Origin of the sequence: Sulfitobacter sp. CW3 (genome assembly GCF_019392245.1) — a bacterium.
Taxonomy (GTDB): domain Bacteria; phylum Pseudomonadota; class Alphaproteobacteria; order Rhodobacterales; family Rhodobacteraceae; genus Sulfitobacter.
In genome coordinates, this window is sequence record NZ_JAHXRL010000001.1 from 577,608 (window position 1) to 588,570 (window position 10,963).

Annotated in this window: 10 protein-coding genes; 7 read left to right on the plus strand and 3 right to left on the minus strand. The window is 56.0% G+C overall.

Annotated elements, in window-relative coordinates; all coding sequences use genetic code 11:
- Positions 1–28 precede the first annotated feature (28 nt).
- The 6 genes from pstC to KZZ06_RS02625 all read left to right on the plus strand — a co-directional run bounded on the left by pstC (position 29) and on the right by KZZ06_RS02625 (position 6,498).
- Positions 29–1,525, plus strand: a complete 1,497-nt coding sequence (gene pstC, locus KZZ06_RS02600; RefSeq protein WP_308339992.1) for a phosphate ABC transporter permease subunit PstC — start codon at positions 29–31, stop codon at positions 1,523–1,525.
- Entirely contained in the window at positions 1,522–2,862 is a 1,341-nt protein-coding gene (gene pstA / locus KZZ06_RS02605; protein ID WP_219578453.1) for a phosphate ABC transporter permease PstA, read from the plus strand. Before pstC ends, pstA begins: the two co-directional genes overlap by 4 nt.
- 17 nt (positions 2,863–2,879) lie before the next feature.
- Entirely contained in the window at positions 2,880–3,677 is a 798-nt protein-coding gene (gene pstB / locus KZZ06_RS02610; protein WP_219578454.1) for a phosphate ABC transporter ATP-binding protein PstB, read from the plus strand.
- A 4-nt stretch (positions 3,678–3,681) separates the two neighbouring features.
- Positions 3,682–4,389, plus strand: coding sequence for a phosphate signaling complex protein PhoU (phoU, locus tag KZZ06_RS02615; RefSeq protein ID WP_219578455.1), 708 nt, complete (start codon positions 3,682–3,684; stop codon positions 4,387–4,389).
- Positions 4,390–4,392: 3 nt separating this feature from the next.
- Positions 4,393–5,082, plus strand: a complete 690-nt coding sequence (gene phoB, locus KZZ06_RS02620) for a phosphate regulon transcriptional regulator PhoB (RefSeq protein ID WP_219578456.1) — start codon at positions 4,393–4,395, stop codon at positions 5,080–5,082.
- A gap of 246 nt (positions 5,083–5,328) precedes the next feature.
- The gene (locus tag KZZ06_RS02625) at positions 5,329–6,498 is read left to right on the plus strand and encodes a hypothetical protein (RefSeq protein ID WP_219578457.1); all 1,170 of its coding nucleotides are present in this window, start codon (positions 5,329–5,331) and stop codon (positions 6,496–6,498) included.
- Positions 6,499–6,600: 102 nt separating this feature from the next.
- On the opposite strand, the gene KZZ06_RS02630 is transcribed toward KZZ06_RS02625, so the two are convergent.
- Positions 6,601–7,284, minus strand: a complete 684-nt coding sequence (locus KZZ06_RS02630) for a helix-turn-helix domain-containing protein (RefSeq protein WP_219578458.1) — start codon at positions 7,282–7,284, stop codon at positions 6,601–6,603.
- A 167-nt stretch (positions 7,285–7,451) separates the two neighbouring features.
- Between KZZ06_RS02630 and KZZ06_RS02635 the strand changes: the two genes are divergently transcribed.
- Positions 7,452–8,210 carry a response regulator gene (locus KZZ06_RS02635; RefSeq protein ID WP_219578459.1) on the plus strand — a complete coding sequence of 253 codons (759 nt, stop codon included), beginning with the start codon at positions 7,452–7,454 and terminating at the stop codon, positions 8,208–8,210.
- Here the strand turns inward: KZZ06_RS02635 and KZZ06_RS02640 are convergent.
- A complete protein-coding gene (locus KZZ06_RS02640; RefSeq protein WP_219578460.1) occupies positions 8,180–9,718 on the minus strand; it encodes an ATP-binding protein in 1,539 nt (512 codons plus the stop codon). The genes KZZ06_RS02635 and KZZ06_RS02640 overlap by 31 nt on opposite strands.
- An 80-nt stretch (positions 9,719–9,798) precedes the next feature.
- Complete coding sequence (locus KZZ06_RS02645; RefSeq protein WP_219578461.1) at positions 9,799–10,923, minus strand: site-2 protease family protein; 1,125 nt, start codon at positions 10,921–10,923, stop codon at positions 9,799–9,801.
- Positions 10,924–10,963 lie beyond the last annotated feature (40 nt).

The following is a 10,963-nucleotide window of genomic DNA, read 5'->3' on the forward strand; positions in this document are numbered from 1 at the left end:
TTCACAAGGGCACGATTGGGGGCCTTTCGTGAGCAATCTTCTAAATGTGGCACCGACCACGCTGCTTGTTCTTGTGATCTTGTTACTGGCGGTATTTGCCTTTGTTTCCGCGCGCAGTCGCGCGATGTCATTGGCAGGCGGCGATGCCCGCAAACTGCATTCCTTGCCTAACTACTATGGTTATAACGCTGCGATGTTGACGGCGATCCCGGCTTTGTTTGTGCTGGCGATCTGGTTGTTGATCCAGCCGATGCTGGTCCAGAACGCGGTGATCGAAATGATCCCGCAAGCTGCGATTTCCGAAGGTTCATCCGTTAATCTGGTCATGAGCGACGTGCGCCGTGTGGCGGACGGGCTGGACGGTGCCGTACAGACCGGCGCGTTGACAGTGGACGCTGCTAAAAACCTGACTGCCGCCGACGATGTACGCTCTATTCTGGCCGGCACGGGGGTTGCGTTGGGTTCTGACGTGGGGGCAGACGTCTTGGCCGCCGCACAGCGTTACCGTGGCCTGCAGTCGACCGGCCAATGGCTGATGATTGCGGTCGTGATGGTCATTGCAATTGGCGGTCTCGCGGTTGCGCTGATGGCGACGACGCCAACATTCCGCGCGCGCAATATGGTCGAACGCTTTGTTCTGGCGCTGCTGATCCTTGCGGCATCGCTGGCGATCCTTACGACCGTGGGCATCGTGTTCTCGATGCTGTTTGAATCGATCAACTTCTTTAAACTACACCCTTGGCAGGATTTCTTTCTTGGGTCGAAATGGGCACCAAACTTTCGCGGTGACAGTGATCTGTCGATCTTGCCGCTGCTCTGGGGTACGATCTACATCTCGATCATCGCGCTGCTGGTGGCTGTGCCCATCGGATTGTTCGCAGCAATCTATCTGTCGGAATATGCCAACAGCAAAGTCCGCGCTTTCGCCAAGCCACTGCTTGAGATCCTCGCCGGTATTCCCACCATTGTTTACGGTCTTTTCGCACTGCTGACAGTCGGGCCGTTTCTGGTCAGACTGTTTGGCCGCGGCGAAGACGGTATCTTGGGGCTGGACTGGATGACCGGCGCCACATCGGTGCTGACCGCGGGTTTGGTGATGGGCATCATGCTGATCCCCTTTGTATCCTCGCTGAGTGACGACATTATCAACGCGGTGCCACAATCGCTGCGCGACGGGTCCTTTGGTCTGGGTGCGACCCATTCGGAAACCATCCGCCAGGTTGTGTTGCCAGCGGCGTTGCCGGGCATCGTGGGCGCGATCTTGTTGGCGGCCAGCCGCGCGATTGGTGAAACCATGATTGTGGTCTTGGGGGCAGGGGCCATCGCCCGCATTTCCCCGAACCCGCTCGAGGCGATGACGACGATCACCACCCGCATCGTCAGCCAGTTAACCGGCGATACCGACTTTGCCAGCCCTGAAACCCTCGTTGCTTTTGCCCTTGGCCTGACACTGTTCGTGCTGACGCTGGGGCTGAATGTGCTGGCACTTTATATCGTGCGCAAATACCGGGAGCAGTACGAATGACCGATATGTCAAATTCGACCACGCCGCAAAATTCACTGCTGCGCCAAGATGCGCGGACGATCAGACGCAACCGCGCCGAAACCCGGTTCAAGGCCTATGGCGTTGCCGCGATTTCGGTGGGCCTGCTGATGCTGGTGATCTTGCTGGTCACGATCATCGGACGCGGGGCGGGTGCCTTTCAACAGACGTTTCTGACGCTGGATGTGCAACTGCTCGAGGCAAAGCTGGACAAAAAGGGCAACCGCGATCTGGAGGACATCAAAAAGGTGTCGACCTTTGGATATGCCCCCCTGATGGCCGCAGCACTTGAAAAGAAGGTCGCGCAGAGCGATGTCGAGAGCGATCTGAAGCCCAAAGAAATGGCTGCGCTGCTGTCCAAGGACGCTGCTGCACAACTGCGGGACTTTGTGCTGGCGAACCCCGATCTGATCGGCACGTCGGTAGAATTCCGGTTCCTGACCAACAGCCGCGTTGACGGCTACATGAAGGGGCGTGTGACCCGCGCGAGCATTGCAAACGACAAAAGCATCAACGCAGAGCAACTGGATCTGGTCGATGCATTGATCAAGGACGGTGCGCTTGAAAAACGCTTTAACCTGGCCTTTATCACCGGCGCGGACGCCTCAGATGCCCGCCCCGAGGCCGCCGGTATGGGCGTGTCGATGATCGGCTCGCTGTTTATGATGCTGGTGGTGTTGGCGCTGGCACTGCCCATCGGTGTGGCCGCGTCGATCTACCTCGAGGAATTCGCCCCCAAGAACTGGATCACCGACATTATCGAGGTCAACATCTCGAACCTTGCGGCGGTGCCGTCGATTGTGTTCGGTATCTTGGGTCTGGCCGTGTTCATCAATTATATGCATCTGCCGAACTCGGCCCCGCTGGTCGGTGGTCTGGTGCTGACGCTGATGACGCTGCCCACGATCATTATCTCGACCCGCGCATCGTTGAAATCCGTGCCGCCCAGCATCCGCGATGCGGCGTTGGGGGTCGGGGCGTCGAAAATGCAGTCGGTGTTCCACCACGTGCTGCCTTTGGCCGCGCCGGGTATTCTGACAGGCACGATCATCGGTCTGGCGCAGGCCTTGGGTGAAACCGCGCCCTTGCTGTTGATCGGTATGGTCGGTTTTATCGCCTCGAACGCACCTGACGGGATCGCGTCGGGCCTGATGGACCCGAACTCGGCCATGCCCGCGCAGATCTATGAATGGGCCAAACGCGCCGACCCCGCATTCTACGAGCGGGCCTGGGGCGGTATCATTATCCTGCTGGTGTTCCTGATTACCATGAACGCCATTGCCGTTATGCTGCGGCGCAGGTTCGAGCGGCGTTGGTAAGGATGGGCGGTAAGGCTATGAAAGATAATATTATTTCGGAGATGGACGTGACCACAGACAAGATCAAAATCTCGGCCCGTAACGTGCAGGTCTATTATGGTGAAAACCGCGCTATCAAGGATGTTTCGGTCGAAATCCAAGACAAAACCGTAACGGCCTTTATCGGTCCGTCGGGTTGTGGAAAATCGACTTTCTTGCGTTGTATCAACAGGATGAACGACACAATTGATATCTGCCGCGTCGAAGGGGATATCCTGATTGACGGCGAAGACATCTATGACAGCAGCGTTGATCCGGTGCAGTTGCGCGCCAAGGTCGGGATGGTGTTTCAAAAGCCGAACCCGTTCCCCAAATCGATCTATGACAACGTGGCGTACGGCCCTCGTATTCACGGCTTGTCGCGCAACAAAAGCGAACTGGATGACATCGTCGAGCGTGCGCTGAAACGCGCCGCGATCTGGAACGAGGTCAAAGACCGCCTGCAAGCGCCCGGTACGGGCCTGTCGGGTGGCCAACAGCAACGTTTGTGCATCGCCCGCGCCATCGCGACCGAACCCGAAGTACTGTTGATGGACGAGCCTTGTTCCGCGCTTGACCCGATCGCAACCGCGCAGGTCGAAGAGCTGATCGACGAGCTGCGTCAGGATTATTCGGTCGTGATTGTCACGCACTCGATGCAGCAAGCCGCGCGGGTCAGCCAGAAAACAGCGTTTTTCCACTTGGGTAACTTGGTTGAATACGGTGCCACAGACAAGATTTTCACATCGCCCGAGGACCCTCGGACGGAAAGCTATATCACAGGCCGGATTGGATAATATCATGCCAGATCAACACATTGCCTCTGCTTTTGACCGCGACCTGGAAAGCGTTCAGGCGCAGATCATGAAAATGGGCGGAATGGTTGAAGACGCCATTCGCCTTGCCGCGCAATCGCTTGAAGCCCGCGATGAAGAACTGGCCGCACAGGTGCGCGACGGGGACAAAGCGATTGATGCGCTCGAAGAGCTGATCAACGAACGCGCCGCCCGCGTCATCGCATTGCGTGCCCCGACCGCGATTGATTTGCGTCTGATCCTGAGCGTGATCAAGATCAGCGCCAGCCTTGAACGCATTGGTGATTATGCGAAAAACATGGCCAAGCGGAACGCGGTTTTGGCCCAACTGCCCGAAGTCAGCGACAGCACTGGCGCGATCCGGCGTATGTGTAAAACCGTTGAGGCGATGCTGAAGGACGCGCTGGATTGCTATGTTCAACGTGATGCTGAACTGGCCATGGACGTCATCGCGCGCGACAAAGACGTGGACCAAATGTACAACGCATTGTTCCGCGAATTCCTGACCTTTATGATGGAAGACCCGCGCAACATCACATCCTGTATGCACCTGCATTTCATCGCCAAAAACGTGGAACGCATGGGTGATTTAGTGACGTCGATCGCCGAACAGGTCGTGTATCTGGTCACCGGTACGCAACCGGACGAGGACCGGCCAAAGGCCGACGATACCTCGACAAGGCTGAAGGGCTAAACGATGTCTGTGGCGCATCCTCAGATATTATTGGTCGAAGACGAACCGGCGCAGCGCGAAATTCTGGCCTATAACCTGACGTCCGAAGGGTTCGAAGTCCGGCGTGCTGAAAACGGCGAAGAGGCGATGCTGCTGGTCGCCGAAGCCCTGCCTGATCTGGTAATCCTTGACTGGATGATGCCGCTGCTGAGCGGGATCGAGGTGTGCCGCCAACTGAAAACCCGCGAGGACACACGCCATATCCCCGTGATCATGCTGTCTGCCCGATCCGAGGAAGTCGACACCGTGCGGGGCCTTGAAACCGGCGCGGACGACTATGTGGTCAAGCCGTATTCCATGCGTGAATTGATGGCCCGTGTCCGCACCCAATTGCGCCGTGTACGGCCTGCGACAGGGGGCGCGTCGCTTAGCTTTGACGATATTACCCTTGATCCTGAAACCCACCGTGTGAACCGCGCCAAACAAGCGCTGAAACTTGGGCCGACGGAATACCGGTTGCTGGTGACATTGCTGGAACGTCCGGGCCGTGTGTTCAGCCGGGATCAGCTGTTGGATCACGTCTGGGGCCGCGACATCTATGTGGATACGCGCACCGTCGACGTCCATATCGCACGGCTTCGCAAAGCGTTGACCCAGCATGGTGGCGAAGATCCGATCCGCACAGTGCGCGGCGCTGGATATGCATTAGGTTGATGCTGTAAGTCATTGAATAGTAAATGTAATGAGTATCCTTTTCTTGCTTTCAGTATGTCGCTGACAGCGCGATGATGTGGTTTAATAAGCACGTATAATGTATTGAAAAATAACGAATTTTCGGTTCTCGCCGCCGGTCGGTAGCTGATGCTGTGCTTTCACCCCTGACAATTGATGCCGATCAACACAATTGCGCGCCAGCAGGCGCAAGCTTCCGATACATTTATGTATTAGAGGAGATTTGTGATGATCGGACTCATCAGAATACTGTCGACATGTGCCGCGATGGCCATGGCGAGCCAAAGCTTGGCAGACACTGCGGATCGCGCGTTTGGCGGTGATATATTCAGGGCAGGTGACACAACGGCACCGTTGCAGGCCACACGAGATGTGTTTGCAACGGGGACATCGGTCATCCTGCGCGGTGAAATCGCCCATGACGCCCATGCAGTTGGATTTGACGTTGATGCAGACGCGGCAACTGGCGGCGATCTATATCTTATGGGGGTTTCGGCCACCCTGAGAGGCACGGTTGGCGGCGATCTAACAGCGTCCGGTTTCAGCGTCAGGACCGCCCCAGAATCCGAGGTTATCGGCAATGCCCGTCTGACAGGGGCGCAGGTCACGATTGAAGGGCCGGTCGGCGGCGCGGTTGTAGCGGCTGGCGGTAAGGTGACCCTGAATGCCAAGGTGGACGGCGACGTCTTGATGGCAGGTGAAACCTTGATGTTCGGGCGGGATGCCCGCATCGGTGGTCGGCTAACCTATTCTGCGCCGACCCTCATGGATATCCCCGAACATGTGATCACTGCGGACCGGATTACATATGAACCCTATCACCGCAGCGAGGTGGTGAAAGACGCGCAAGAGATATGGTCTGACTGGGAATATCCTGCATTGCCGACCTTTATGTCGCTGTTTGGTGCGTTCCTGATCACTGTTGGGTTCTTTGTCGTGATCGGTGCGTTGTTTCTGGCCCTTGTTCCAGACCGCGTCCGGCATCTGCGCCGCAAGATCGAATCGCGGCCCGGTATGGCATTGCTGTCTGGTGTCATCGGCCTGTCGATTCTGTTCGGTCTGGTGCTGATCAGCGCTTTGACGGTGGTTGGTCTGCCGCTTGTGCCGATTATCCTGCTCGCCTTGATCGCTGTCTGGACGCTTGGTTACATCCTTGGGGCCTATGCGCTTAGCATGCGGGTCGTGCACAGCTTTGGCTCTGATGAAAACCCGAAGATCTGGGTGCGGCTGCTGGCGCTTGTCATTGGTGTTACATTGGCGTCGCTGTTGAACTTCATTCCATTTTTGGGGTGGATGGCCAACTTTGCACTGGTTCTGCTGGGGATCGGCGGGATGACTATGGCGATTTTTGAACGGATGAACGGTGATGCGAACCCTGTTTCGGATATGCCCGATTGATGCTGAACGCAGGTCTTTGAAAACGAATATGACCGCCGACATTTCTGTCGGCGGTCATAATTTGGGGCATCATACGTAGCGGTTATAACGATGATGATGGGTTCAGTCGTCGGTTTGTGACGCGTCAAGCAGCGCTTCCATGTCGAGAACCAGAACCGTCTGGGGTGTTTCGAGGGAAATGATACCTTCCTTGCGCAGAATGCTGAATGTGCGGCTGACTGTTTCGACCGTGAGGCCCAAGAAATCGGCGATGTCGGCGCGGCTCATGGGCAGCGAAAACGTTGTATAGTTGCCCAATGGCGATCCTGTGCGGCTGGATATGGCCAAAAGGAAGGACGCGACTTTCTCGGACGCTGATTTGCGGGCAAGCATCATGAAATGGTCTTGCATGGCGGTGATTTCACGCAATGCCGCGTGCAAAAGGCGCTGATGTGTTTCAGGATCGCCTGCGCCGGTTTCCAATGTAGAACGACGATGCGCGATGATTTCGGCTGTGGCCACTACGTCGCAATCTGTGTGATGCGCATCCCCGTTGGGAAAGCCGATGATATCGCCGGGCAACCCGAACGCGATAACCTGCCGGCGGCCATTCTCAAGCACCCGTGTCAGGCGCAAAACACCTGTTTTTACTTCGTAGACGTGGTTGGCGGTATCACCTTCGTGAAACAGATGCGTGCCAGTGGCATGATTTCTTTGCTGGCTATTTGGTGCGGCTGGTTGCCGCATCAGGTTCGTGGCCATTGTCAGTGTTGCTGGTGCAGTATCGTTTGAAAGTGTTACGTACATTTTGAAATCCCCAATTTGCTTGGAGACACATTCTCAATTATTGGTCGCAGCAAGACGCACGCCGCTGTATCGATTTGTATCGGTTTGTATCATTGCGATACCTCCACTTAAGCGGGTGGAGTTTTTTTACTTTTATTGTATGATATTTTCGTGAGGTGATTGGAGCCATGCCGCAAAAGAGAGTCCTCGTCGTCGATGACGATGCCAAAATTCGTACGCTCCTTCGGCGCTGTCTCGAAGGGGATGGCTACGTTGTGGACGAAGCGGCCAACTCCCAAGACGTTCGTGATGCCTTTGCGGACGGTGTGCCGCATCTTGTTACCTTGGATTTGAACCTTGGTGACGAAGACGGCCTGAACGTCGCCCGAGAGATTCGCCGCGATCACGACGTTCCGATTATTATGCTGACCGGCAAGGATGACGTGATTGATCGCGTGGTCGGGCTGGAACTTGGCGCTGATGATTATCTGACCAAGCCGTTTCATGTCCGCGAAGTTCTGGCGCGGGTTCATTCGGTTTTACGCCGTTCCGAACGACATGCGCCGGTGGCGGCTGAACCTGCCAGCACAGAGCCGACAAACGAGGGGTTGCTTGATCTGGATGGTTTGAAGATCGGGCTGGACCGGATGCTTTTGATTGACCGTGCTGGTCAGCATTGCGAGCTGACAACAGCAGATTTCAAGCTGTTGACGGTATTTTTGAACAACCCCAAAAAACCGCTGTCACGCGACAGATTGATGGATCTGATCGGCGGGCATGACTGGACTCCGTTGGACCGGACCATCGATAACCAAGTGGCACGCTTGCGCAAAAAGATCGAGCGCGACGTATCGCGGCCGATTTTAATCAAGACGGTGCGCGGCATCGGCTATATGCTGGCAGAACGCGCCGTTGATCAGGGTTTTGTATCCTCGAATACTGCTTGAAGGGCCAAGGCCAGTTCGGCTTGGCGATACGGTTTGCGCAGGATCGCGGTATCGGCACCGATGTCTTCCATGCGCAGCACGCCCTCAAAAAACCCTGAGGTCATCAACACCCGCAGGTGCGGTTTCTCTGCGGCAATCCGCTGGGCAAGATCATGGCCGGTCATTTTGCCGGGCATCACCAAATCGGTGAAAACCAGATCGATATCGTCGCGCTCTTGCACAATCACCCATGCGGCATCAGCCGTTTCGGCAGTGACACACTGGAACCCAAAGGCCAGCAGGCGGGCTTTGGACAGGCGCATCACCCGAACATCGTCTTCCACCAAAAGGATCACGCGGCCGCCGCCGATGGTCTCATCGGCTTGATCTTGGTCTTTATCCACAACATTCTTGGTATCCGCGTCCTTGGAGGCGGGGAAATACAAGCTGATCGTGGTGCCTTGGCCCATCTCGCTGTAGATCGTGACGTGACCCGAAGATTGCTTGACGAAACCATAGACCATCGAAAGGCCAAGCCCGGTACCTTCGCCGGTTGGTTTTGTAGTGAAAAACGGTTCCATCGCGCGGTTGCGCGTTTCGGTGGACATGCCTTCGCCGGTGTCGCTGACAGACAAACGGACATAGCTGCCGGTATTGATGCCGATCTCTTGGGCGATATAGGTGTCGTCCAGAACAACATTCCGGGTTTCAAAGAATACCTTGCCGCCATCCGGCATCGCATCCTGTGCATTCAGCGCCAGGTTCAGAACTGCGGTTTGCAGCTGTGTCGCATCTGCGCTGGTGTGCCACAAATCCTCTGCCAGCGACGCTTCGATGCTCACATGTGCGCCGATCGTCCGCTTCAGCATGGCGACGGCTTTGGACACCTGATCGTTCATCGCGATCGTCTCGAGCTTGAGGCTGGTCGTGCGCGCAAACACCATCAATCGGGATGTAAGATCCGCGCCCAGCTCTGCCGCCTCAAGCGCGTCGGTGATCATCGCGCGGCTTTTCTCGGCGGTTTCTTCCATCTCCAACAGCTCAAGGTTCCCGATGACGACGGCAAGCAAATTGTTGAAATCATGCGCGATGCCGCCTGTCATTTGTCCGATTGCATCCATGCGCTGAGACCGTGCAGCGGCTTCCTCGGCTGCACGTCTTATGGATTGATCATGCAAAATGCCGACAAACGCGACTTCGCCGGCGATGTCCGCACGCCCGACCGAAAGATGCAGCGGAAAGATCGTGCCATCTGCACGTATGCCTTCGACGTCGCGGCCCAGCCCGATGATCCGTTTTTCGCCAGTATCAAGGTGATTGCGCAGGAAACCGTCATGACGAACGGCCATATCCTGCGGCATCAGAACTTTCACGTTCTGACCTGTAAGTTGTTCAACCGTATGACCGAAAAGAGTCGCAGCAGCCTTGTTCAGACGTAATATCTTGCCAGATTGATCCGAGATAAGAATGGCATCGACTGCCGCATCAAGTAGTGCAAGCAGGACAGCACCGTCATCTTCAATTTCCATGTGTTCACTTCCGCGTCAAAAACAGTGGCCGATAATACTTAAAATCACCGGATTAGTTTTTCACACATCAGCGCGGCGCGCTACCTAATATCCCTAGAAACGTTCAACAGTGCCATCATATTTGAAAGCGTGATCACCCCGACAAGGCCATGCGCCCCCACAACCAGGAATTTGCGCCGCCCGGTTTTCTGCATCAACTTGAACAAATCCAACGCCATCATATCAAAGGAAACAGTGTTATCGGGCGCTGTTGGTTCTACCACGTCTTCGACGATGGTGGTGGTCCAATGTTCGCGGTCAATCTTGTGCACGATCTGCGTATCAACATAGCCAAGTAGCGTGTCGTTTTCGACCACGGGGGCAAAGCTGATTGACCGCTTGAGAAAGACCCGATTTACCAGCTCTGAAAGAGACAGGCTTGGGTCGACCGTCCACGGATCATGGGTCATCAGGCTGGCCACCGTGCGCCCGTCCAAGGCCACCCTCGTTTCAAGCTGGATCAATGTCGCCCGCGATGTCGCAAGCAAGAACAGCGCGATCAGCACGGGCCATATCCCTGAAACCATAGACCCCGAAAACACACCATAAAGGCCAAGCGCAATTAGACCGTAGGCAAAGAAAGTCGAGACCGTGACCGCGGTGCGTGTCGACACTAGCAGATCGCCTGAGCGCGCCCAAAGCCACGCGCGCAAGACGCGTCCGCCGTCCATGGGAAAGGCGGGCAAAAGATTAAACAGCGCAAGGACCAGGTTGATGATGGCCAAATATGAAAGGACCGATTGGACCGCCTCCGATAGCCCTGCGAAATAGGCCAGTAGTTCGATGAACCAAAAGGCCAGCGCGATGGAAAGGCTGGCAAAGGGTCCGGCGATTGCAATCCAGAACTCGGTGTTACCGCTCAGCGGTTCTGACTGAAGCTCGGCAACGCCGCCGAACAAAAACAAGGTGATGCCCGAAACCTCGACGCCAAACCGGCGGGCAACTATGGCGTGGGCCAGTTCATGAAGCAGCAGCGACCCGAACAGCCCGAGCATTGCGATCACAGAGATCGCCCAGATCGTCGGTCGGTCGGCATCAGGCAGTTGGCTGGGGAAATAGGTTGTTGAAAGGCTCCAGACCATCAGCGCCGCTATCAGCAGCCAACTGGCGTCGATCTTGATGTCAAATCCGCGCAGTTGCGTAATCTTTATTGCCTTACCCCACATGTGTCATTCCACCGCTATCGTCTTGATTGTCAGGAATAAA

Bases quoted from the DNA above. Each gene is read 5' to 3' on its own strand.
- KZZ06_RS02630 (WP_219578458.1), bottom strand. From the start codon at position 7,284: ATGTACGTAACACTTTCAAACGATACTGCACCAGCAACACTGACAATG.
- KZZ06_RS02645 (WP_219578461.1), bottom strand. From the start codon at position 10,923: ATGTGGGGTAAGGCAATAAAGATTACGCAACTGCGCGGATTTGACATC.
- KZZ06_RS02635 (WP_219578459.1), top strand. From the start codon at position 7,452: ATGCCGCAAAAGAGAGTCCTCGTCGTCGATGACGATGCCAAAATTCGT.
- phoU (WP_219578455.1), top strand. From the start codon at position 3,682: ATGCCAGATCAACACATTGCCTCTGCTTTTGACCGCGACCTGGAAAGC.
- KZZ06_RS02625 (WP_219578457.1), top strand. From the start codon at position 5,329: ATGATCGGACTCATCAGAATACTGTCGACATGTGCCGCGATGGCCATG.
- phoB (WP_219578456.1), top strand. From the start codon at position 4,393: ATGTCTGTGGCGCATCCTCAGATATTATTGGTCGAAGACGAACCGGCG.
- KZZ06_RS02640 (WP_219578460.1), bottom strand. From the start codon at position 9,718: ATGGAAATTGAAGATGACGGTGCTGTCCTGCTTGCACTACTTGATGCG.
- pstB (WP_219578454.1), top strand. From the start codon at position 2,880: ATGAAAGATAATATTATTTCGGAGATGGACGTGACCACAGACAAGATC.
- pstA (WP_219578453.1), top strand. From the start codon at position 1,522: ATGACCGATATGTCAAATTCGACCACGCCGCAAAATTCACTGCTGCGC.